This is a genomic window from Solibacillus palustris (assembly GCF_022549215.1).
GTDB classification, from domain to species: Bacteria; Bacillota; Bacilli; order Bacillales_A; family Planococcaceae; genus Solibacillus; species Solibacillus daqui.
In genome coordinates, this window is sequence record NZ_JAKZFC010000012.1 from 23,104 (window position 1) to 47,369 (window position 24,266).

The 24,266-nt window shown below is 36.5% G+C and carries 21 protein-coding genes, 6 tRNA genes and 1 pseudogene; 6 read left to right on the forward strand and 22 right to left on the reverse strand.

What is annotated here, in order from left to right:
* Positions 1–281 precede the first annotated feature (281 nt).
* The 5 genes from LZ480_RS18815 to LZ480_RS18835 all read right to left on the reverse strand — a co-directional run bounded on the left by LZ480_RS18815 (position 282) and on the right by LZ480_RS18835 (position 4,928).
* Positions 282–1,256 carry an alpha/beta hydrolase gene (locus LZ480_RS18815; protein WP_241371086.1) on the reverse strand — a complete coding sequence of 325 codons (975 nt, stop codon included), beginning with the start codon at positions 1,254–1,256 and terminating at the stop codon, positions 282–284.
* A gap of 254 nt (positions 1,257–1,510) precedes the next feature.
* Positions 1,511–2,182 (reverse strand): hypothetical protein, encoded by a 672-nt coding sequence (locus LZ480_RS18820; protein ID WP_241371087.1) that lies wholly within the window; start codon positions 2,180–2,182, stop codon positions 1,511–1,513.
* A 163-nt stretch (positions 2,183–2,345) separates the two neighbouring features.
* A complete protein-coding gene (locus LZ480_RS18825) occupies positions 2,346–3,122 on the reverse strand; it encodes a GNAT family N-acetyltransferase (protein ID WP_241371088.1) in 777 nt (258 codons plus the stop codon).
* Between the two features lie 357 nt (positions 3,123–3,479).
* Complete coding sequence (locus LZ480_RS18830) at positions 3,480–4,355, reverse strand: hypothetical protein (RefSeq protein ID WP_241371089.1); 876 nt, start codon at positions 4,353–4,355, stop codon at positions 3,480–3,482.
* 342 nt (positions 4,356–4,697) lie between these two features.
* The gene (locus LZ480_RS18835; RefSeq protein ID WP_241371090.1) at positions 4,698–4,928 is read right to left on the reverse strand and encodes a hypothetical protein; all 231 of its coding nucleotides are present in this window, start codon (positions 4,926–4,928) and stop codon (positions 4,698–4,700) included.
* Between the two features lie 766 nt (positions 4,929–5,694).
* Here LZ480_RS18835 and LZ480_RS18840 point away from each other — a divergent pair.
* From LZ480_RS18840 to LZ480_RS18850, 3 genes are all read left to right on the forward strand, one after another.
* A complete protein-coding gene (locus LZ480_RS18840; RefSeq protein ID WP_332844051.1) occupies positions 5,695–6,372 on the forward strand; it encodes a M15 family metallopeptidase in 678 nt (225 codons plus the stop codon).
* A gap of 381 nt (positions 6,373–6,753) precedes the next feature.
* A complete protein-coding gene (locus tag LZ480_RS18845; protein ID WP_241371091.1) occupies positions 6,754–7,272 on the forward strand; it encodes an RNA polymerase sigma factor in 519 nt (172 codons plus the stop codon).
* Positions 7,265–8,152, forward strand: a complete 888-nt coding sequence (locus tag LZ480_RS18850; protein WP_241371092.1) for a DUF3298 and DUF4163 domain-containing protein — start codon at positions 7,265–7,267, stop codon at positions 8,150–8,152. The genes LZ480_RS18845 and LZ480_RS18850 overlap by 8 nt, the downstream gene beginning before the upstream one ends.
* Positions 8,153–8,313: 161 nt before the next feature.
* Here the strand turns inward: LZ480_RS18850 and LZ480_RS18855 are convergent, their stop codons facing one another.
* Complete coding sequence (locus LZ480_RS18855) at positions 8,314–8,871, reverse strand: copper resistance CopC family protein (RefSeq protein ID WP_241371093.1); 558 nt, start codon at positions 8,869–8,871, stop codon at positions 8,314–8,316.
* 259 nt (positions 8,872–9,130) lie between these two features.
* The gene (locus tag LZ480_RS18860; RefSeq protein ID WP_241371094.1) at positions 9,131–9,310 is read right to left on the reverse strand and encodes a TlpA family protein disulfide reductase; all 180 of its coding nucleotides are present in this window, start codon (positions 9,308–9,310) and stop codon (positions 9,131–9,133) included.
* A 599-nt stretch (positions 9,311–9,909) separates the two neighbouring features.
* Here LZ480_RS18860 and LZ480_RS18865 point away from each other — a divergent pair.
* The 3 genes and pseudogenes from LZ480_RS18865 (at position 9,910) to LZ480_RS18875 (ending at position 12,218) form a co-directional block, all read left to right on the forward strand.
* A complete protein-coding gene (locus LZ480_RS18865) occupies positions 9,910–10,461 on the forward strand; it encodes a sigma-70 family RNA polymerase sigma factor (RefSeq protein ID WP_241371095.1) in 552 nt (183 codons plus the stop codon).
* Positions 10,462–10,464: 3 nt separating this feature from the next.
* Positions 10,465–10,887, forward strand: a complete 423-nt coding sequence (locus LZ480_RS18870) for a PadR family transcriptional regulator (RefSeq protein WP_241371096.1) — start codon at positions 10,465–10,467, stop codon at positions 10,885–10,887.
* Positions 10,884–12,218, forward strand: a pseudogene (locus LZ480_RS18875) (FtsW/RodA/SpoVE family cell cycle protein). The gene LZ480_RS18870 and the pseudogene LZ480_RS18875 overlap by 4 nt, the downstream one beginning before the upstream one ends.
* A gap of 387 nt (positions 12,219–12,605) precedes the next feature.
* On the opposite strand, the gene glmS reads toward LZ480_RS18875, so the two are convergent.
* The 15 genes from glmS to LZ480_RS18950 all read right to left on the reverse strand — a co-directional run bounded on the left by glmS (position 12,606) and on the right by LZ480_RS18950 (position 23,959).
* Entirely contained in the window at positions 12,606–14,405 is a 1,800-nt protein-coding gene (gene glmS / locus LZ480_RS18880) for a glutamine--fructose-6-phosphate transaminase (isomerizing) (RefSeq protein WP_241371097.1), read from the reverse strand.
* A 698-nt stretch (positions 14,406–15,103) separates the two neighbouring features.
* The gene (gene glmM / locus LZ480_RS18885) at positions 15,104–16,456 is read right to left on the reverse strand and encodes a phosphoglucosamine mutase (protein WP_241371098.1); all 1,353 of its coding nucleotides are present in this window, start codon (positions 16,454–16,456) and stop codon (positions 15,104–15,106) included.
* 86 nt (positions 16,457–16,542) lie between these two features.
* Positions 16,543–17,553, reverse strand: a complete 1,011-nt coding sequence (locus tag LZ480_RS18890; protein ID WP_241371099.1) for a CdaR family protein — start codon at positions 17,551–17,553, stop codon at positions 16,543–16,545.
* Positions 17,546–18,382, reverse strand: coding sequence for a diadenylate cyclase CdaA (cdaA, locus tag LZ480_RS18895; RefSeq protein WP_241371100.1), 837 nt, complete (start codon positions 18,380–18,382; stop codon positions 17,546–17,548). Before cdaA ends, LZ480_RS18890 begins: the two co-directional genes overlap by 8 nt.
* A gap of 153 nt (positions 18,383–18,535) precedes the next feature.
* Complete coding sequence (locus LZ480_RS18900; RefSeq protein ID WP_241371101.1) at positions 18,536–19,147, reverse strand: zf-HC2 domain-containing protein; 612 nt, start codon at positions 19,145–19,147, stop codon at positions 18,536–18,538.
* Between the two features lie 13 nt (positions 19,148–19,160).
* Positions 19,161–19,724: an RNA polymerase sigma factor SigW gene (sigW, locus tag LZ480_RS18905; RefSeq protein ID WP_241371102.1), complete on the reverse strand. Its 564-nt coding sequence runs from the start codon at positions 19,722–19,724 to the stop codon at positions 19,161–19,163.
* Between the two features lie 146 nt (positions 19,725–19,870).
* On the reverse strand, positions 19,871–20,776 hold the full coding sequence (rocF, locus tag LZ480_RS18910) for an arginase (RefSeq protein ID WP_241371103.1): 906 nt from the start codon (positions 20,774–20,776) through the stop codon (positions 19,871–19,873).
* 184 nt (positions 20,777–20,960) lie between these two features.
* Positions 20,961–21,033: transfer RNA gene (locus tag LZ480_RS18915), tRNA-Lys, on the reverse strand.
* 16 nt (positions 21,034–21,049) lie between these two features.
* Positions 21,050–21,124, reverse strand: a tRNA-Gln gene (locus tag LZ480_RS18920).
* 13 nt (positions 21,125–21,137) lie between these two features.
* Positions 21,138–21,221 (reverse strand) — tRNA-Tyr (locus LZ480_RS18925).
* 31 nt (positions 21,222–21,252) lie between these two features.
* A tRNA-Val gene (locus LZ480_RS18930) sits at positions 21,253–21,328 on the reverse strand.
* A gap of 43 nt (positions 21,329–21,371) precedes the next feature.
* Positions 21,372–21,446: transfer RNA gene (locus LZ480_RS18935), tRNA-Glu, on the reverse strand.
* A 138-nt stretch (positions 21,447–21,584) separates the two neighbouring features.
* Positions 21,585–21,660 (reverse strand) — tRNA-Asn (locus LZ480_RS18940).
* Between the two features lie 236 nt (positions 21,661–21,896).
* On the reverse strand, positions 21,897–23,180 hold the full coding sequence (locus LZ480_RS18945) for an alpha/beta hydrolase (protein WP_241371104.1): 1,284 nt from the start codon (positions 23,178–23,180) through the stop codon (positions 21,897–21,899).
* A gap of 128 nt (positions 23,181–23,308) precedes the next feature.
* Positions 23,309–23,959: an FBP domain-containing protein gene (locus LZ480_RS18950; protein ID WP_241371105.1), complete on the reverse strand. Its 651-nt coding sequence runs from the start codon at positions 23,957–23,959 to the stop codon at positions 23,309–23,311.
* Positions 23,960–24,266: the final 307 nt, after the last annotated feature.

Below are 24,266 nucleotides of genomic sequence, written 5' to 3' on the forward strand. Positions count from 1 at the left end.
GCGCTGTCCGAAGAAGCGATCATCATGATGAAAATTTCATTAAAAAAGCGCAGGACAGTATTGGCTTCAAACAACTTATTACTATTCTCTATGCAGATACAATTCTTTTCCTCGTTCCATATCTTCTGAAATATTGTTGCTTATTATAGCTTCCCCACGTAAAGGTAATACACATTTGCCAAGTACTACTGTAAAAGCAAAAAAGGCAACTGTCAGCTTTACACTGATGTTGCCTTTTGTATACGCAATTTTAACATGATTATGTGAACAGGTGAATGATTTTATTTAACTTCTTCCACTTGTTCAGTCTCTACCTTCACTCGGTCAAGACCAACTTTAATGGCATTTATATATTCCTGTATTACTTGTTGCGCTAATTCTGATTGTGGATTTATTATTTCAAAACCATGGTAGGCACCTGGATATAGATGGAATTCCACATCAACGCCTGCCTGCGCTAATTTTGTCACATATGCGATTGTTTCATCTCGGAAAGGATCTAACTGACCTACACATGTATACGTATAAGGTAAATTACTGTAATCTTCAGCGCGTGAAGGTGCAGCATAAATCGGCACATCATCTTTCCCATGTAAATCCCCTAAATAACATGTCCAACCAAAATCATTTGTTTTTTGATTCCAAATCATGCCCTCTTTAATTTCATTCGCAGAAGGTGTATCATTGCCATCATTAATCATTGGGTATAATGGCATTTGGAAACAGATCGAAGGGTAAGCTCGATCTCGTGCTAGTAACGTTAAACCAGCAGTCAAACCACCGCCTGCACTTGCACCAGCTACACCAATTCGATTGGCATCCACTTGTAATTCTTTCGCGTGTTCTGCAATCCATGTTAACGCACTATAGCAGTCCTCTAATGGAGCAGGATATGGGTGTTCTGGCGCTAATCGATAATCCACTGAAACGACAACACAATTCGACGTTTCAACAACTTGTACACAAAGATGATCATTATCTTCAATACTACCTAAAATATATCCGCCACCATGGATCCAAAGCAAAACCGGTAATTCTGTATCTTGTTGAACCGGCTTATATATGCGAATACGTATATCATTGTCATCAATACCTATAATCGTTTTATCCAAAATATCTACTGTTTCCGTACTCGTTAAAGACTGGTTTAATTGTGCCATTCCTTCACGAATAGCCGGCAAGTCATCCACGTTAAATGCAAAATTTTGAAATGCTTCTAAACCAGGTAAAAATTCAGGATGTACTCTGCTTTTCATACTATTCCCCCATAGTCTCTGTCAATTTTGGCTCTCTGTACTACTCTATTCATTCAATTAAGTAATTAGTACAACTTCAAAAACAACAATACTTTACTCATGTTATAGAAGTACTTTTTCTTATAAATGAAGGAACAATTGATCTATAAGAAAAGTGGGAGGATGGGAGACTATTTGTTCCGATAACTTACCTAAAAATAACATATATTTATTTTGAAGAAAACACATCAAAACAATAGTTTTCTGATATTTTACTATTCTAATTGAAACTCAATTGATTTTGCTTGATACATTTTATTACGGTATTCATAAGTGATGATAATACTACCCACAAAAGCACCTGGAGATAATCGTGGATGTAGTGTAGCAATAAGTTGATTATTTTCCACTTCATAGTTAATAATGCTTCCAAAATTAATTTCATTAAACATGGTCTCGGGGAGGAGCTTTAACGCTTTCACATTCATTACATAACGTTTCTTACCAATCATTATTTCGGCTTTGCTTGGAGTTAAGTTTGCTTTAACATTTTTATTAATTATCGCCATTGGATGGTCAACAAGCACCTCTTCAAAATGATTAGTATCTATATGAAAAACATTCACTTCCTGGTCTAAAACACCTGTACCGTAACCTTTCGTTAAGATGACGATTAATTCGTTCTTTCCATCTTTATTAATGTCTTCGTAATATACTTGTGGCACATAGGCAGGATTGGTGACATTTATCCAAAAAGGTCTTGAATAAATTTTCCCCTTGAAATCAATTTTAAAATCTTGAAATAACCCATCCTTTTTCTTGGCATAGATCGTTATATTCTCCTTATCCAATTGAGCTACTATAATCTGTTCTGGAGTTGCTGCTACTGCTATATAAAGGGAACTTGCAAGAAGAAATATGAAGCTAAATATAATATATTTTTTCATTAGGTCACCACCTCGTTGTACTAGTATTCCCTAATGTGATTTTGCAATTCGACTTACCTGCACCGTTAGCCATAACAGCGTATAAATAACTTCGATGCGACGTTATTTCAAACCTACACTAATAATCAGAATTGACTCCAGCGCTATAATTCATCGAACTTTCTTATTTTGTGTCTGGTGACTGGTATCCATAAGAGTATGCGAGACAGTCAAAACCGCATTTTTCTAGAATTGGTTTACTCATTGGGCTGGCGTCAACAGTAAGGAAAGGATGTCCCTTTTCATACGCCTTTTGTGCACGAGCAGCTAGTAGCTTGGTGTAATAACCTTTCCCTCGAAATAACGGTAGCGTTGACCCTCCCCAAAGACTAGCAAAGGATGAATTAGCCTCCAGGTACATCCAAGCCGCGCTAACAAGCTGCTCTTCTTCATAGATTCCGTAAAGATATAATGTGTCAGGACTACTCTGTTTATCTCGCCAAAGTCTTTTTCCAAGTTCCTCATGAGACTCGTTCCATATGGCATCTTCTAGATCCACAATATGTTGAATCCCTTGTTCGTCTGTTATTTCCTTAACATCAAGGAGTTGGCTATCCATTAACAAAGTATGCGTACCCGCTAATTTCATGACCATAAGCGCTTCAGGCTCGCCACCTGTAAACCCTTCCTGTTCAAGTAATTCCTTCAAATGATCCGGCTTATCATAGCTATACACCTTCCACTCAAAATCCTGCTTAAGATTATTAAAATAGTTTAATTCGTTTTTAATAACCGCTTTCACATTGTCGTTATTTACATTCGAAGCAATAATAAACCCCGATTCACCAAATTCTGAAATGTGACGCACAACATGCTCGGTTTCTTCTCTTATGTATCCAGGTGTTTGAGCCTCATATCTAAGTTCTTTATGAAACAGTGAAACTAATTCGTTTTTATCCATTGTCGAGCTCCTTTCAGGTTAAAATAATATACTATTAAATTAAAGTTTGAACATTTTCTTTCTGTTGTCCAACAAGTATGCCCATTAGATGAACGACACCTAACTCTTTGCGACTTTGTCTATTTTCCCAATACTAGTTCCAACACATTTTTCAACATTTGATAAGAGGTGTGGCTGCTCTACATTAAGAGCAAGCCGCACTTCATTTTCATCAAATAAGCCGTCTCCCAACTCTTTACTAATAAATTAGTATCGAATAAATTTAAAAAACTCAGTCGAATTTTCTAAATCAGAAACAGAAAATAATAAATAACATTTCATTCTTCCACTCACTTTTCCTTGTTTAATTAAGTAACATTATTCAAACGTTCGGCATTGTATTTCACTTTCTTCTGGCGAAATATGTTTCTTTATTTTTAAATTTGTTACTTGTAACCCTGTTAGGTTAGAATCACTTACAGAAAAAGTAAGTTTATTATAATCTCCACCGTGGTGTCCTGAATAGTTTAAAGCACTTCCATAAATGAGGTGTCTCCTAGGGTCTCCATCAATGGGTTCAATTTTGATTTTGGGACACATAAAAAATTCCGCATAAGATGGTCCTAAATGAGATAAATAACGTGAATATAATGCTTCCTCGAGTAACTCTTCTTTAGTAAGCCCGTCCACTTCTTTTCTCCAACCTACCATGAGCCAATCATAAAGAGATTGTGACTTTAATCGCACTTTTTGACTATTTTCCGAAACGATAATTTCCCCTTCTTTAGCCGTGCAAATGTTGCGTTTATTATCAACTACACACGTATAAGCTGGTTCTATCGTGATTACTTCATCATTTGTCATTTTTATCGTTAATTTATTGGATGGATTATCTAAAGTAGCTTCGATTGTTCCATTCACTCGGTCAGAGTTATTAAGCCAGTAAACCACTTTTCTGAGTACACGTTCTTGAAAACCATCATTGATACTGAATACACGCTGAAGTCCGGAATCATTTTCAACTTTAATGTATTGAATATCATTATGCTCTAATGAATGCGTCATCAATTGTTCAAAAGTAGGTTGATTGGTATTCTTTTTTGCCTCAGCCATTTGGTTAGATAAATTCATTAAATTCCCATTAAAATCATTCTTTCTAATAAAACCTTGGCTAGGTGCATCTTGCTTCGCAAAAACAATAGCAATATTTACGAGAAATAGGACACAAAAAAGGACGTAGAATTTTTTCTTCAATAAAGCACACCTACCTTTCTTGATAGGTATCTTCCCCGAATATTCTTCACCTATCCAGCTGCGTTAGTTGAAGTACATTTCTTCGCAATCTTATCGTGATATTAACTTAAATATCCAACCAAAAAATTATTTCAAATCTAAAAATTTACTGTATTTAAAATGAAGTTTGATTAAAAAGTCCTTGAAAACCAATATTTCACGCTAAATTAAATGAACCCGCTTTGAAAAAGAGTGATCAAAACAACTTCATTCTCTTTGAAGCACTTTATAGTTTTTATAATATAGTTTGATTATTTTCTGCCGCTGTTCCTCAACAAACGCGCCTGATTCTGGAATAATCTCTTAAGGAGCAAATAGGAAAGGCAGTAAAGTTGCCAGCGAGAAAAGAAGGATAATTATGTTTCCAAATAGAGCAATTACTCTAAGTTTGGTTCGAACCTGTAAATAATAAAAAGCAAAAAACAAAGCTATTAATGCGTATGGTAATAAATTGCTACCCGTTGCTATGGCTGAACCTAAAACAAACAATACAATTAGCCCCGAAATAATATTGAATATGTGTATTTTTTTCATTTTATCATTCTCCATTCTCCCTTCGAAAGCAATGATCATCAATTATCTGGCCCGTTTGTTTATGAGTGGTCAGCTTTGGTATGTTCCCTTTTCTTCTGTCGAGAAAATTCCCCATAAAACAAACAATTCCTAATCTGTTATAAATTTCCTGCATAATTTCATTAAATCTTAAGAAATGCCCTAAGTTTTTATTAATATTTTCTTTTTATAATTAGTACTATCTTGATGGAAGGAAGATGACATATTAAAAAAACTATTACTACGAACACAGATTTTTTGATGATAATGTAATTTAGTCAAAAAGCCCAGTGGTGATATGCCAACCATAAAAAACATTGAATCTGAAAACTTTTAAGCTACTAATAAACTGTTTATAAGCGCTCAAATAAACCTTGCATTTTTTGTGCAAAAAAAAATGGACGTAAATGAAAGCTAATTAAAGGGTCTGAAAGAAAGTGAATAGGTAAATACTCTCTCCTATCGGTTGGTATGTGGATGTGATTCGTGCGTAGTAGCGAATGCATGAGGCGTACAAGTATAAAATTGGATAACACAAATAAGCAGGTAAGTACCTGTTAGCTATACTATTTTGAATGGTTAAAATGGAAGTTCCTTTTGGTACCTCGTGTAAAACAGGACAACATAAATAGAGTGAGGGAGCCAAAAGGCGACTATCTCCTATAAGAAATCCAACAGGTCGTCCAGATCAACAGGAAATTCTATTGGAAAGAGCTTTTACTACTAATATATGAGGAGTCAAATAAATATGATAAAAAAAATAGTTGCATTTGCATTACTAATGATGATTCTAATTGTTTCTGGCTGTTTCGGAAATGAACAAAACAAACAACAAAAACAACAGGAAGTACTTACTGTCGATGATCCTGAAAGTATCACGGTTCTAGTCAACAAACAATATGCTTTTCCGGAAGGCTATGAACCGAAAGATCTCGTTTATCCAAATGCTCCATTTATATTTAATGAAAAAATAGAAAAAAGAATGATGAGAGAAGAAGCAGCGAAGTATCTCGAAAAAATGTTCCATGCGGCGAATCAGCAGAATATTCATCTAGCAGGTGTTTCAGCCTATCGTTCTTCTCAAACTCAAACAGTCCTATTTAATAATTATGTTGAAAGAGATGGAATCGAAAAAGCAAGAACATATAGTGCTGTTCCTGGAACAAGCGAACATCAATCAGGATTAGCAATTGACGTTAGTGGATCCGATGGTTCTTGTGCAGCAGAGGACTGTTTCGCGAATACAGAAGAGGCAGCATGGCTTGAAGATAACGCCCATAAATATGGATATATCATTCGCTTTCCAAAGGACAAAGAAAATATTACCGGTTACCAATATGAACCATGGCATATTCGTTATGTTGGTGTAAATTTATCCACTGAGTTATTCAATAAAGGGTTAACATTAGAAGAATATTATGAGTAGCACCTGTGAGCAGAGAGTGAAAATAACAATGAGTATCTTGAAGAAGTAAAATTTCTCCAATTATAGGCGTGGGAGAAATTAATTTAGTGGGCCCCCATTGAAAAATGGGAGCTCTTTTTAATCTGTTAAGTATAGAAGTAAGGGAGAAATTAAGCATGGAAAAGTGGGGCTTTTTATTAATTTTTGCAATCAAGGGGTGCTGACTATTTAAATACGTTGTTTTAATACGGGCTTACTTTGTTTTGGTATGTCACTACTTTGGAATGATCAAACTTATCTCATCTTAGGATAAGTTTTTTATTGCTATCAACTTTTTCTCCCCTTTCACACGTCTAGTAGTTGTATACAATTTTTAAATGTAAAAAAGGAGCTTCTTAGGACATGAAAACAAGAAATGCATTTCAACATGAAGAAATATTTGTCCAGTTTATTCGCGAACAGAAAGAACGTTTTTATTTGCTCGCGTATAACTATACGAAAAATGAACAGGACGCACTTGATGTTGTACAAGACAGTATTCAAAAAGCAATGCTTTCTCTCGATCGACTAGAAAATGTCGAGTATATGAAAAGCTGGTTTTATAAAATCGTCGTACGTACAGCCATTGATTTTTTACGTAAGCATAAACGCTTACAGGTGACAGACGATGATACTTTGCAAAATTTAACACCTGCACAAGAGGATGTCTACGAAAACGTTGATTTAGAGCATGCGTTAGACGAGTTACCTCAAATGTATCGTGAAGTTGTCATTTTACACTATTTTGAAGATTTAAAGCTCGCTGATGTAGCTAATATTCTTAACATTAATTTGAGTACAGCCAAATCTCGCCTTTATAAAGCGTTAAAACTCTTAAAAATTCAATTGCAAGATGTGAAAGGAGAAACAGCACATGGATAAAAAATTAAAAGAATTAGAAAAGCAATATAATGAGGTACCTATTCCAAAAGAGCTTGATTTTGTAGTTGAAAAAGCACTAAAGCAAGGCACAAAGAAGAGAAAAAACCGAGCACCACAATGGTTACTTGGATCTGCAGCGGCGGCTATACTTTTTACAGCTAGTTTAAATGCCAGTCCAGCTATGGCGCAAAAACTTTCAGAAATCCCTGTTGTTGGTAGCATCGTCAAAGTTTTAACATGGACTGAATATGAAGTAAAAGAAGACACATATGATGCTAACATTAAGGTACCTTCTATCGAAAACCTAGAAAATAAAGATCTTGCCAATACTTTAAATGAAAAATACCGTTCAGAAGGTAAGGCTCTATATGATGCATTTGTTTCTGACGTTGAATATGTAAAGGGACAGGGAGGTGGTCATGTAGGGATAGATAGCGGTTATGAAATCAAAACAGATAATGACCAAATCTTATCGATTGCCCGTTATACCGTCAATACAGTTGGATCATCTTCTACAACTATGCACTACGATACAATTGATAAACAAAATGAAATTTTAATTACACTACCGATGTTATTTAAAGACGATAGTTATATTAAATCGATCAGTGAAAACATTATTGAACAAATGCGTGAACAAGCTGCATCCGACCCAGATAAAAAGTACTGGGTAATAGGAGGAGGTCTCCCTGATGAAGAAGTTATAGATGGATTTACAGCTATTAAAGCTGATCAACAATTCTATATTTCTGATAAAGGTAAACTTGTTATTTCCTTCGATAAATACGAAGTAGCAGCAGGCTATATGGGTATAGTAGAATTCGAAATCCCAACCGATGTCCTAAAAAATGATCTTGTAAGTTCTGAATATATTCATTAATCATTTTGCTAAAAAGCATAGTTCCAAAATACGAGGTATTTGACGATTAAATTGTCAAATACCTCGCTTTTTTATTTATGAAATACTTCTTTGATTCTTCTTTTAAGGGGAGTCTATCAATAGACTACACCTCACTCATGTACACAAACTATGGCTATCATTTATTTTTTTCGACGAGATAATACAACGATTGATAAGATTAGAATTATCGCAATAATTCCTACTACAATCCAAACTACCGAAGATGATTCTTCTTTTTCGCTTGTTTCTTGAGAATCTAATTGTTCTTCATTCGATGCTACTTCTTCTGTAACTGCTGTTTCATCTGATGGAGTTGTTACCTCCTCCACTACAGGTTCCTCTGCAACATTCATAGTGAACGAATATGATCCCTCTAATGGGTGACCATCTGCACTGATAATTGTCCAATCTACCTTATATTCATCATTTGCTAAAGGGTTCACCAGTTTACCAATTAATTGTTTATCAGCAATTACAACTTCACCCAATTCAATTTTTTCGCCATTTGAAGTATAAAGCTCCATAATACTACCTTGTTCAATAGCCTCTTCAAAGTTTAATACTAACTCTGTTAATGACTCTGTTACGACTTCACCATTTGCTGGTACAGTTTCACCGATATGTGAATGGGCAAATGCAAATGTATTTATACTAAATGTAAACAAAATAGCAGCAATAGCAGTTATGAATTTTTTCATTAAAATTCATCCTTTCTATCAAAAATTTTTTTGTAGCGGTTTTCATTATAGGCAATTACATCATACTTAACAATGTCCAGTCTCTGCTCAAATAATAATTCTACTCAATTTTTGTCCAATTAATTAATTGTTTGTGAAAGACTTATTCACATTTTGAAATTTATTATTTTTTATAATTAAGGTTATTATCCGCCAAAAATAAAACTATCTCGCATATATGCAAGATAGTTCATTTATAACAGCGGTTTAATATATTTTTCTAATAGCTCTTCTCCAACGGTCCTGCTATTTCTTGCTCGATTTCACCTTCACTTTTCAAAATAATCGTTGTAGGAATTGAAAAAGCACCATACATCGTGCTAATATCACCGGAAGCATCCAGTAAAATATTCAAATTGTCTTTTAGTTTTCCAACCAGTTGTTCTTTTTGCATTTCCATCTGAAGAGAAATCTTGTATTTTTAGCCTACGTATATACTTACTTAATTCCCCCTGTCCTCTTCCTTGTTTTACATATCGTTAGTTTTTTTCTTCCATCCATCCACTTTTTTTTTCGCCATTTAAAATAACGCCATTTTAATGAAAATAAAAAATCGTATTCAAGGAAATAATTACCTTAAATACGATTATTAATAAATGAAACAAATAGTATACAACTTTATTATTGAGTGCTTAACTTTATAATTCAGTTTAAATCTTTATTATCTAGTTTATACCTTTGTTATGTTTTTGTTTAATAACAACAATGTCGGGTACTCCAAAATACTGTAATCCGCATTTCTAGGTTATGTGAAATGCTTAACACAAAAGAAAGTCGGGAACTAAGATGTCTAGGATTTTTGGGAAGGATTGTAGAATTATAATCTATAATGAAAATTAAATAAGGGGGATAAAATGGTTGGTATAATTATTGCATTAATTTTCGTTGTTCCTTTTTCCACTTATACTCTAGAATACAGGCGGTCATAAAAAAAATTATATTTTTTCAAACCGAATGAAGGGTAGCTTCGTCTAAGATATATGAGGGGGTGACAACTAGATGAATGAACTAAATCAATTGGCGGTGACAGATGAAATGATGCTGGATGAGCGTGAGCAGATCATTGATCAATTAATGCGTGAATACAGCGATGATATCCTGCATCTTGTATATACATATGTAAAAAACCGAACCATAGCAGAAGATTTAGCACAAGAGATATTTATAAAGTGTTATGAAAAATTAAATCAATTTAATCAGCAGTCAACAATAAAAACTTGGCTATATCGCATTGCGAGTAATCATTGCAAGGACTATTTAGGAAGCTGGCATTATCGCAAAATAACGCTTAGCAATAAAGTATTTGACCATATCCCTTCTAAGTCAAAACAGGTGGAAGAGGAGGTTATCAAGCATAGTGAAGAAAATAGCTTAACGAATGCCGTCATGAATTTGCCTCTAAAGTACAGAGAAGTCGTATTTCTACATTATTATGAAGAACTGTCTTTAAAAGAGATCAGCAAGATTACTTCAGTAAATATAAATACATTAAAAACGAGATTAAAGCGTGCGAAGGAATTATTAAAAGACAAGATGATAGAGGAGGTTTAGGAGATGAATGATCCATTTAAGAACCTGAAGAGTTCGATGGAAAAATCAATATTCAAGGATTTTTCTTTTTCTAATGAAAGAAAAAATGCCGTGCGTGAAGCCATTCGTACGAATCAGCAATCACAATTTCATACAGAAACCATTATAGCTATATTAGAATCTGTTCAGCATGAATCAAAGGATGGCTACAGTATTTCCGTCCAACTTTTTCAAAAAAATGAACGTGCTTTCCAAAAAAATGAAGGGCAGCTTTATACACTGCTACATCTATTAGAAAATAAAGAAATGCTTACTTCAAATTGGATAAATAACAAGAAATATTATTCTTTAAACTCCAAAGGTAAAAAATACTTAGCTACTTATAAACAAGATACCACTAAACAAGGATTATCCCTTAATCCCTTCATAACGGAGGCATCTTTATGAGTTCTCCCAAAATTGAAGAATTTTTAAGCAAAGTCACTTCCAAAGTCAAATCTACGGAGGCCCACAACAGGATAAAAAAAGAGCTTACTCATCATCTGCAAGAGTTAAGTCAATCTTACAAAAAAAGAGGATTTTCTGAAGAAGATTCAGATGAAGAGGCCATTCAAGAAATGGGAAATCCATTTATAATTGGAGAGAAATTAAATCACCTTCATAAGCCAAAAATCGATTGGATTCTAATTGTTTTATTTGTTATTTTTGCTAGTATCAGTTTTCTCCCGTTAGTTGGTGGAATTCCTGGGATTTCATCATCAATCACCCATATTATGGGGAGACAAGCTATCTGGTACTCCTTAGCTGCTCTTGTGATTATTGGGTTTCTTTTCTTTAATTATCAAAAATCAAAGAATTGGTGGATGCACTTTTATGCTATCGGCTTGTTCATTCACGTATATCTCTATTTATTTGGATATACGGTCAACGGAGCAAAAAGATGGATTTCACTTCCAGGCCTAACGGTCGATGGCACTATATTGAGTTTATTTTTCTTTTTCCTGGCTTGGGCCGGTATTTTTAACAAAATAAATGAGTTTCGCAGTTGGAAAAAACAAGGATTTCTTCTTGTTTTATTTTGGATTCCCATATTGCTCTACATGATAGTGCCAAACTTTATGGTTGGGGTAATTTACTTTTTCTGTTTACTAGGAATGTTTACATTTGCACGTGTTCATAAGAAATTAGCTATCAACCTAGTCGTATCAAATCTAGTGGCTGGTATCATCTTCATCATTATGATTATTACTACGACCTCACACCAAAGTTATTTTCTTACTAGATTATCTACTTTTATAAACCCAAATGCCGATCCAAATGGAGCCGGATATATGTATATGGTCGTTAGGAATGTCCTTGCAGAAGCGGGATAGTTCGGTAACGGACTTAATAATGATTTGAAATTTCAATTGTTGCCAGAATCACATACAGATTTTGCTTTCCCCTTCCTCGTCTATTCTCTTGGTTGGACATTCGGAATCGGTCTTTGTTTGGTTCTGCTGATTTTTATTTTAAGAATCTCAAAAAATGCATTTAAAACAAAAGATCTTTATGGGAGATTAATCGTAATCGGTGGTGCTGTATTATTTGCCGTTCCTACTACTTGGAATATATTGATGGCCTTTGGAATCGTGCCCATCATGGAAGTTTCCCTGCCGTTTATTAGTTATGGAGGAAGTGCAATCCTCTTTTACGCTGCTGTTTTAGGGTTCATTTTAAATGTTTATCGAAGAAAGGATATTGTAGAACCCACGATAGCAGATGATATAAACATTTAAAGTCAAAAATCTGAATGATGATAAAAAGGGCGACAGCTAAATAATAGTTGTCGCCTTTTTATTAATGAGACAAATTTAGTTATTCCATAAAAGGGCGCGATTGTGGAGCAACTCTCTTAGGAATGAACAAACTTTTTTATGAAAGTCTCATGCTTAACTAAAACGAAAAGTTCTTGACGGTACGTCCTGAGTTGTTAACCAGGGCTTATACTTACTGAGTTAAGAGAAGTTATGTATATAGTTATATTTGTAAAAAAATCTGTTCGCTAGATGCGAACAGATTTAAGCTAAACAATTTTAAACAACTTTATTATTTTTTATACAATCATTTTTTAAACAACTTTATAATTTTTTAAACGACTTTATTACAAACCATCCATCAAACTCCTACTCAACCGTTACCGATTTTGCAAGGTTACGTGGTTTATCCACATCACAGCGACGGTGAAGGGCTGCATAGTAGCTAATTAACTGTAACGGCACAACTGATACTAACGGTGTTAATAGCTCATGTACGCGAGGGATGACTAGGCGGTCGCCTTCTTCCTCCATACCTTCCATTGCAATAATACAAGCGTTGGCACCGCGCGCTACGACTTCTTTCACGTTACCGCGAATGTTTAGTGCAACGTCTTTTTGTGTTGCTAAAGCGAATACTGGTGTACCTTCCTCGATTAACGCGATTGTACCGTGCTTTAGCTCACCGCCGGCAAATCCTTCCGCTTGGATGTACGAAATCTCTTTTAATTTTAGAGCGCCTTCTAAAGACACACAGAAATCCATGTTACGTCCGATGAAGAATGCATTGCGTGCGATTTTTAAGAAGTCTTCAGCAATTTGCTCCATGACATCTTTAGAATCAACCATCGCTTGGATACCGTTCGCGACAATGGCAAGCTCTTGTTTTAAATCAAAATCAAGTGTGATTCCCTTTTGTTTTGCTACCGCGTAAGCTGCTACTGCTAATACTGCTACCTGTGCCACGTATGCTTTCGTAGAAGCTACCGCAATTTCTGGACCAGCATGTAATAGTAATGTGTAATCTGCTTCACGAGAAAGCGTAGAGCCTGGAACATTTGTTACGGTTAATGCTTTGTAGCCTAGCTCTTTAATTTTTACTAATACTTGTCGGCTGTCGGCTGTTTCACCTGATTGTGAAATGAAGATGAATAATGGCTTTTCAGAAAGTAATGGCATGTTGTAGCCGAACTCACTTGAAATGTGTACTTCAACTGGAATTTTTGCAATTTTTTCGAAGTATTGTTTGCCGATTAAACCTGCGTGATAGCTTGTGCCTGCTGCAATAATATATAAACGATCTGCCTCGGCGATTGCGTTTAAAATATCCGCATCGATTGTTACATCTTCGCCTTGCTCGTATGCTTGAATAATTTTACGGATAACAGTTGGCTGTTCATCCATTTCTTTTAACATATAGTGAGGGTATGTGCCCTTTTCAATATCAGAAGCATCTAGCTCTGCTGTAAATGGTGCACGCTTAACAATACGGCCATCTAATGTAGCGATTTCCACTTTGTCTTTACGTACAATCACAACCTCTTTATCATGTAATTCGATAAATTGATCTGTTACTTGTAGCATCGCCATTGCGTCTGATGCGACAACGTTGAAATCTTCCCCAACACCTACTAGAAGCGGTGATTTGTTTTTAGCAACGAAGATTGTTTCTACATCTTGGTTATCAAGTAGCGCTAACGCATATGAACCATGCACTAATGATAATGTTTTACGGAACGCTTCTAATGTTGATAATCCTTCTTTTGCAAATAGGTCTACTAATTGCACGATGACTTCCGTATCTGTATCAGAATTCATTTGAATCCCTTTTAAATAGGCTTTTTGTAATAAATGATAGTTTTCGATAACCCCATTGTGCACTAATGTATAGCGACCTGATGCACTCGTATGAGGGTGTGCATTTAAGCGATTTGGTACACCGTGCGTTGCCCAGCGTGTATGACCAATCCCTACTGCTGCCTCTACATCACCATCAACAGCTGAACGTAAATCGGCAATACGGCCTTTTTCTTTGAACACTGTTACGCCTTCTTCATTGTGTACCGCAATACCTGCTGAATCGTAACCACGGTATTCTAATTTTTCTAAGCCTTTTAATAAAATTTCCTTCGCGTCTAATACGCCGTTATATCCTACAATTCCACACATAATCCGTTACCTCCGCCTAGCGTACATCACTTTTAGACAATACAAAAGTAAACTACTGTATCTACCTTTTTTGGGGACGAAAAGAACCTGTGGCGTTTGTTCTCGTTTAGCAAAGCTCCCACAAGTATTAACCCAAAAAGATGATGTAGCTTGTCATAATTTTTGTTTAGATATGCCGTTTCGTTTGTTTGTGCAAGAAATTGCTTTCCTGTTTTGAAAACGAAATTACAACCGGGCATGTGCAGTTGGGAGGCATCCGCCGAAAATTCGATAAACCTCCACCTCGTCAGCTAAGAATTTGTTACCATCCGATTTTCTTAGCTCTGGCGCTATAATTGTTTTTCCGATTTGTTTTATGCGCTTCTAGTTCTCCCCTTTCGCGCAGCTCAATTTACGAGCATTTACATCATACACAAAAACAATTTCATCCGTCAATGAATCCATTCTAATGAAAGCGCTTCAGCTAAAAATATTCCCCATTTCGCATTAAAACGTAGAATATCTGAAGTCTATTCTATTGTATGCAAATTGACTCATTCAGGATAAACAAATACTGACTCATCTTTGTAAATGCTACAATATCATCCCCTTCAATTTGGTAGGTAAAACATGCTTTGTCCATTGCTACTAGTAAGCAAAAAACATCGGTAGTTCCCCCAAAATAGAGGTACTCCCGATGTTCCTAAAAATGCTTTTAATTATTCAGTTAAACCCATTTCCGCACGCACGACTTCTGCAATACGATTTACGAACGTTTCGCAAGCTTCTATTGTTGCAGCTTCTACCATAACACGCACTAAAGGCTCTGTACCTGAAGGACGCACTAATACACGACCATTGCCGTTCATTTCTGCTTCCACTTCGGCAATTACTGCCGCCACTTTTTCGTTTTGTGTGACAGCATGCTTGTCTGTTACACGAACGTTTACTAATTTTTGAGGGTAAATTGTCATTTCAGCTGCAAGTTCTGAAAGCTTTTTACCTGTTGCCTTCATGATTGCTACCAATTGAATACCCGTTAATAAGCCATCACCTGTTGTGTTGTAATCTAAAAATACGATATGGCCTGATTGCTCGCCACCAACGTTGTAGTCGTTTGCACGCATTTCTTCTACTACATAACGGTCACCAACTGCTGTTTGTACACTTGTCATTTCGTTTTCTTCTAATGCTTTATAGAAGCCCATATTACTCATAACTGTCGAAACAACTGTATTTTTCGCTAAGCGACCTTTTGCATTAAAGTACTTACCGATGATGAACATAATTTGGTCACCGTCTACGATTGCCCCGTTTTCGTCTACTGCGATTAAACGGTCGCCGTCGCCATCAAATGCTAAACCAATGTTAGCTCCACGCTCGATAACAAACGCCGCTAGTTTTTCAGGATGAGTCGAACCAACACCCTCGTTAATGTTTAGTCCATTTGGAGAAGCACCCATTGTTGAAATATCTGCTTCTAAGTCAGCAAATAAATGTGTCGCTAATCCAGAAGTTGCTCCGTGCGCGCAGTCTAATGCTACGTGTAAGCCAACGAAGTCCTCATCGACCGTTTGTTTTAAGTAAGAAATATACTTTTGACCACCTTCGAAGTAGTCTGTTACCGAACCAATGGCAGCACCTACTGGACGTGGTAATGTATCTTGTTCTGCATCAATTAGCGCTTCGATTTCTGCTTCTTGTGCATCTGTTAATTTAAAACCATCTGGACCGAAAAATTTAATGCCGTTATCCGCCACAGGGTTGTGTGACGCTGAAATCATTACACCCGCTTCTGCGTTCATCACACGTGTAAGATAAGCAACACCTGGTGTACTAATAACACCTAAGCGCATTACCTCTGCACCGATTGAAAGAAGACCTGCAACAAGTGCTCCTTCTAACATTTCCCCGGAAATACGTGTGTCACGTCCAATTAATACTTTCGGGTGGTCTTTAGCATCCTTTGTTAGCACATAGCCGCCAATACGACCTAATTTAAATGCGAACTCTGGTGTTAACTCGCTATTTGCGACACCGCGGACGCCATCTGTTCCGAAATATTTACCCATTACTTTTTCTCTCCCTCAACGCCTGACATATCATACGTGTTAAATTATTCGCCTATAACGAATCAATTTGTTGACATTGTATATAATTAATTACCCTCAGTCTCGTCAGTGCTAACTTCAGCATCGACTTTACTAACGTTTTCTTCTTCGCTAACCGATTCATTAATTACATCTGCATGAATAATCAGTTGATCTTGTGATAATTTTGTTGCCCCTGTTGGCAAAGTAATTTTAAAGTCATATGAACCCGATTCCTTTAGTTGAGCTCGATCTACTTCCACAACGACCTCTTTTAATGCGTCAATCGCTGCTTTTTTGCCGAAGACCGTTACTTTCGATGTCACTAACGATAATTTTTCAATCGTTACACCTTCAGGTAGCTCCCCTGTCTCTTTCAGTGTAATCGGTAGCTCTCGGCTATATTCACTAATGTCGACCTTCACATTTACTTTTTCTGGATTCACTTGTACGTCCAGCTTGTTTAAATCACGGTCTAATACTTTCACAGTAGCCTGTTGCTCGAATGATTTTTCAATTCCCTTATCCCCTGTAACCGTTGCCTTTACATAGCTAATGCTATCGATGACGCTTTTCGCTCCAGTAATCGATACGCGCGTTGGCTGGATTGTCATACTTTTTACGATAAAGTCGTCTTTGACAAGGCGATTATTCATTTCAGGTTCAACACGGAACTCTTCTGTAATCTTTTCTTCAATCTTCACATTGACGAATTTAGGATCGATTGAAACATTTAGTTTCTCAGAAAAGTTTTCTTGCTGTATTGTAACGCTATGTTCGCCAATTAACAATGAGTTTAAATCGACAAAAACTTTAAAGTCTTTCTCGAGCTTTGTTTTCATAACGATTGCTGACGATCCTGAAACTTTTACATCTACTGTGTCTGGAAGCCCTGTTACAACCAAATTTTCATGATCGTAATACACTTCTAACGGCACATTTGTAATAACATCGGTTTCGTTAGAGGAGCCCGTTTCCGCCATGCGCTTTTCTTCAATTTGAATATATAAAAATAGCGCCAACGCCAAAAATAGCGCTGTTAAACGTAGCATCCATGGGCTATCGAATAATTTATCCATTCTTCTTCCCTCCCCAAGTCCACTTAGAAGCTAAGTTAGAATCTTGCTCAGGGCCAAACCACATTTTACGTAGTAGCTCTTCAAATTCTGAAAGTGATAAATTTCGGTGCAAATTACCATTTGCTGTAATACTGATTGCACCTGTTTCCTCAGACACAACAATGGTAATCGCATCTGTCACTTCACTCAACCCAAGAGCTGCACGGTGTCGCGTCCCAAGCTCTTTTGAAATAAAGGCACTTTCTGATAGAGGTAAGTAACAAGCTGATGCAGAAATTTGATCTTTTTGGATAATCGCTGCGCCGTCATGTAACGGTGTATTTGGAATGAAGATGTTAATAAGCAGCTCTGAAGAGATACTCGCATCCATTTTGATACCCGTTTCTACATATTCGTTTAAACCCGTTTCTTTTTCAATCGAGATTAGCGCACCGATTCTACGTTTCGCCATATAGCTGACTGATTTTTTCATCGCCTCAACTAAGCGAGATTGCTCATCCTCTTGCTGATTGTTTGTACGTTGGAATATCTTTCCACGCCCAATTTGTTCTAACGCCCTACGTATTTCTGGCTGGAATATGATGATAATCGCTAGGAAACCAAAATCAATGACCTCTTCTAACAACCAATCAAGAGTGTCTAAGTTAAACACATATGTAGCTAACTTCGCTAACACAATCATTAGCAACCCTTTTAATAATTGAACCGCTTTCGTTCCTTTTATGAGGGTTAATGATTTGTACACGACGTACCACACAAGCAGTACATCTAATATTTTAAAAATAATACCTACAGCTGCAATGTCTGTAAACTGCTGAAATATTTGCATGTGGCATCCCCCACTTTTAATAGCTAATCATATTGTACTTAAGTATAGCACAAATCATGTGTTGATTAACTTTCTTAACAGAAAAAAGTCTACCCAAGCGAGTAGACTTTGCTTTCTTTAGTAGAACGTCTTTTTTTCTGAAAAGTTTCTGCTTTATTCAAATAATGCCGTAAAATCATTGAATCCTCTTTTGATTTTGTACCATAGCCATTCGAACATTTCATCGATTTCTTCGACTTGCCCTGTTACGACAGCAGTAGATGCCATGTAATTACCATTAATGACTGTAATATTGCCATCTACTTCTCCCTCTACGATAATGTCACCGTTTTTCACGACGATATCACCTTTTACGATCTCTCCAGCAGGTACAGTTACCGTTTGGCCATCCACCACTAAGTTTGGTTGTTTTGTTACTGAAAAATGCTCGTCATTTGGAAAGCTCCCTAACAACGTTGCACTCATAAATAAGCAAAACACAGCTGCTGCCACGAGCACCGGGTGATGACGGAACCATCGTTTTATGCCAACCGCACTTTTTCGCTTCGGTAAACGGCTCATTACTAGTTCCTCTAAATTAGGAGGGGCAGTAATATGCGCTGCACTCTTGATAAACGCAACCGTGTCACTTAATTCATGCATATGTTGTTGGCAATTTCGGCATGTTTGTAGATGTTGCTTTAAGTGTTTCTCATGCTCACGACTAATATCACCATCTAAATATTCGTGCATATAATCCACGAATTGTGATGCACACGTTTTCATGCGTATCGTCCTCCTACAAATTGTTTAACTGTTTTCTTAATGCTTCTCGCCCACGATGGATACGGGTTTTTACCGTTCCTAGTGGCATATCTAAAATTTCACTAATCTCCTGCAACGACAACTCTTCAATATATTTCAAAACGATGACCGAACGATATTTATCGGGTAATCGACTAATCTCATACTGAATACGGTCTTGAAGCTCCATTTGTTCTACTACCTCTTCAGGTAATTGCTCATCGGCGGCAATCTGCGAATACATATCTAATCCCTCTGTACCAGCAACCTCTGCATCTAAGTAATAATCGGGCTTCTTTTTACGTATTCGGTCAATACAAAGATTCGTCGCGATCCGATAAATCCACGTCGAAAATTTTCGTTTTTGATCATACGAATGAAGATTGATATAGGCACGTATAAATGCCTCTTGCGTGATATCCTCGGCTTCTTGCTTATTGCCAAGCATACGATAGCACACTTGATACAGCTTGTGCTGGTAGAGGTTAACAATATCGGCATATGCGTTTTGATCACCTTTAAGCACTTGCTTTATTCTTTTATTCACTAACGCATCCATCTGTCTTTCCTCTCCACCTTTTCAGCTGTTCTATATATACGGTTGGAACTTTTAAAGGTTTCATTTTTTACAAAAATTAAATTTTAAAAATCGGCTCTTTTATTATAGCAAACTTTCGTTTCTTCCATTATATGTTTTCTCAACATTCATACTAAAGTTTCCCCAAATAACGAACCAATTAGCGCAACCGCAACATCTGCTGTTTTATTGCGCTCATCTAAAATCGGATTAACCTCTACAAATTCTGCCGATGTTAGTAATCTGGATTCTTGAATCATTTCCATCGCCAAATGACTTTCACGATACGAAATTCCTCCTGCAACAGGCGTCCCTACCCCTGGCGTATACAGTGGATCTAATGCGTCTAAATCCAGTGATAAATGTAGTCCATCTACTTGCTGAGTTTTAAAATATTGAAGTGTCTCTTCCATAACATATGTCATGCCTAAACGATCGATTTCATGCATCGTATACACTTTAATTCCACGTTCTTTAATTAATACACGCTCTCCATCATCAATCGATCGCCCACCAATAATGATGATATTTTCAGCCTTAATTTTTGCTTCGCTATGCAAAATTGACGTTAAGCGCTCATGCCCTAGCCCAATACTCGTCGCAAGCGGCATACCATGAATATTACCTGATGGCGTTGTTTCTGGTGTATTTAAATCTGCATGCGCATCAAACCAAATAACTCCTAAGTTTTTATACTTCACAGAAAGTCCAGCGAGCGTACCAATTGCAATACTATGATCCCCACCTAATACAAGTGGTGTACGATTATTTTTCACAACTGTATCTACTTTTTCTGCAAGCGTAGTACTCACTCGTACAACTTCTTCTAAATTTAATAGTCGATGATCTTGCTGCTCCACCTCATCAAAATCAACAACCTGAATATTGCCCTCATCCGCAACATCATAACCAAGTGTTTTCAACCGTTCCTGTAATCCTGCGTAGCGAATTGCACTCGGACCCATATCAACCCCACGTCGTTGCTGACCATAGTCACACGGCACCCCTATAATTGAAATATTTTTATTCTCCATCTTTTGCATCTCCTAACATATCCTTATATTCTAGCTTCACTCTACTTAACTATGCTTAACTTATTCATTTCGAGTTTAAATATGTTTTTCCCTTTTAAAATGCAAAAAATCCCTTACTTAAGTATTAAGTAAAGGATTGTAATTTTTATATTTAAGTACACTTCTAGATTTCAAAAAATAAAAGTGAGCCATGAAGGACTCGAACCTTCGACCCTCTGATTAAAAGTCAGATGCTCTACCAACTGAGCTAATGGCTCATAAAAAATAAAAAAATGGCTGGGGAACCTGGATTCGAACCAGGGCATGACGGAATCAAAATCCGTTGCCTTACCGCTTGGCTATACCCCAAACATTTTATAGATGGTGGAGGGGGACGGATTCGAACCGCCGAACCCTAAGGAGCGGATTTACAGTCCGCCGCGTTTAGCCACTTCGCTACCCCTCCGACATGTTGTAACACACTGTTTAAAGTTATATGGTGGAGGATGACGGGCTCGAACCGCCGACCCCCTGCTTGTAAGGCAGGTGCTCTCCCAGCTGAGCTAATCCTCCATACTAACAAGTGTTACGTTTTATTTTTTTATGAAGCCTTAAATGGTGACCCGTACGGGATTCGAACCCGTGTTACCGCCGTGAAAGGGCGGTGTCTTAACCACTTGACCAACGGGCCGTATTTTAGCATGTTTGTTGCTCTCTTTAAGACAAGACTTATAATATCATTATTATTAAAAATACGCAATAGATTTTTAAAAAATTTTTAAAATAATTTTTCCATTCAAATTTTCAATCGCAAAAAGCGCAAAAAAAATGGCTCCGAAGGCAGGACTCGAACCTGCGACCTGCCGGTTAACAGCCGGATGCTCTACCAACTGAGCTACTTCGGAACGCTTCTATTATGTACTTTGACTGTGTTGCTCTCTTTAGTACATTACTTATTATAACAACGATTTTAATTAATACAAGCGGTTTTTCAAAATAATTTATTTATTTTTCATTTTATTATAAATCTTTAGAATAAAATGGGATTCATTTATTTTGATTGGATTTTCTCGTAGAAAAACCAATAATAGCGCATGATTATCCCATCTATCATAACCAATCATGCGCCTCATTCCTTCATTTATTGAGTAAAGTTGATTATTTCCTCAATTAACCCTGCAGCTAATGGCAAATCAGGGTTTGTATAACTAGCAATATTTTCTTTGTAATCACCTTTGATATCTTTTAATACATGATTCATATGCTCAAAATAATGAATGGTTGCTTTTTCATTTCCTGCTTGTAATGCCTTTGTATCAGTTTCTGTTATTTGGATATCCTTTTTGCCTTGAATGATCAAAATAGGTGCTGTTACTTTTTTGATTTCCTGCTGTGGATCATATTGAAGCCACGATATCAGATAAGGTTGCACAGACGGTCTAAATAATGCTAATAGCTCACTTGAAACATTTGCTACCGTTTCCCCTACCTTTAATTTTTCAAGTACTGTTTTGGATTCAATGAACAAATTTGGTGGTAAACTTGCTGACAATTGCTCGAGTAAAATTTCATCTGCTGGACGACCTGCACCAGCTAATAATATTAACGAATCAATTTCAACGTGTTGTGCAGCCAGCGTCATCATTAACGCCCCTTCACTATGACCGAGTAAATGAATTGACGTAAAACGGCTGTCTTGCTTCATAAAATCTACAATTGCTAGAACGTCATTGACATAGTGAGCGAATGTTAAATCGGCTTCATTTGAAATTAGCGCTGTGTTTTCTCCAATACCTCGTTTATCAAAACGCACCGAGGCAATACCTTGTGCTGCTAAATCTTCTGCAATCATCTTCAGACTATTGTTCTTCCCGCTACCAATTGTATTGCCATCCTTATTTGTTGGACCCGATCCTGCATGAATGATTACAAGCTCACCTGTAAGTTTATCTGGCATTTGCAGTGCTACCTTTAACTCACCACCATCTACCGGAATAGTCAGCTCATCATAGGTAACAGTGCCCTCAGTATATGGCTTTAATAATAGTGGATACGTTTGACCGTTTTGCGTAAAGGTTGCATTGATTTGATTATATTCTAATGTTCCGGCAATTTTTATCAATGAGCCACCAAAATCTATTGTAATAGCTACTTCTTGACCATTATAATCCACATTTTCAAATGAAAAATCACTCAACCCTTGTGCTGGAATTGAGAAACTACCATCACCTTGTCGCAAATTTAAAAGAATTTCAAGCGGCATCTGTGGACTTTCAATCAAGCCTTGCCATTTTCCAAGTAATGCTTCGTTCATAACAATTGCCTCCTGTTCTTGCTTTGATTGCTCTTGTTGTTCACTTACTTTTTCATCATTACAAGCAGTTAGTAACAGTACCACTGCTAAACTAAAGACAATTTTACGCACCGATAAGCCCCTCTCTAAATAGCTTTTGTACTTAGTATTACGGGAATAAATGGAAAAAGTTTCGAAATTAAAGAATTATTAGCGATTTTAATGATTACAGCTCTCTCAACCGTATTATTAATTTTTTACTACTTACCACACTCATTACTAGCTAAATTTCGATAAACAAATTGTTCAAGTTTCGTATAATCACTAACATAAGAATTACAAACTAGCACGTCTTCACAAATATAATTGCTATAAGAGGTATAGTGATCACCATTACCTTTTACAGTCGCTGTAAATAGATGCACCGAGCTATGTTGATTACAAATTGCACATACCCCTTTAGTTGATGTAGATGCTTCATATATGCCGCGTAACGCTATATATTCTCCTTCATTTTCAAGTACAATATATTGACGGTTCGTACCTTTATCAAGCCAAGAAAGGTAACTAATAGTCTGCCAATCAATCGAATCCAACTTCGGTAATTTAAGCTTTTTATCCTTTTTAAAGAGTTTTTGAAGACCTTTATCAGAAATCGCTTTAAACGGGATCGTATACGCTTTTAAGCTATGGAAAAATAGCTCTGTATTAATGCTATCTTCCAAAATCTCGACTTCTTTGAGGATGTCTTCATTAACCATGTTTAGTTTTTCGCGTAATTCTGCAACTGCCAGTCCTCTTACCGTATTTACTATTTTCGTATCGCTTGATGATGATTTTGCACGAAGTATTTTCTTCACTTGCTGTTCGATTAATCGCACATCAGCAACAGTTAAAAATGGTGCCGTCATATTGTTTTCCTCCCATATTTAGATTTGATTTTGTTTATAAAATTTCGCTCACTCCCAATCGTATTGTTTTCCTTTTAATACGTCAAACGAACATCATTGAATAGATGGAGCTTACTTATCCAAAATAAAAAATCCAAATAAATGTGTATTTACTCACAATCATTTGGATTACTGTTTCTATATGTATGTTGTTAATTATTTTTGAATATAAAAAAGCCACTACTGACTAAATCAGCAGCGACTTTTTGAGCGAAGCGACGTTCTACTCTCACAGGGGGAAACCCCCAACTACCATCGACGCTAAAGA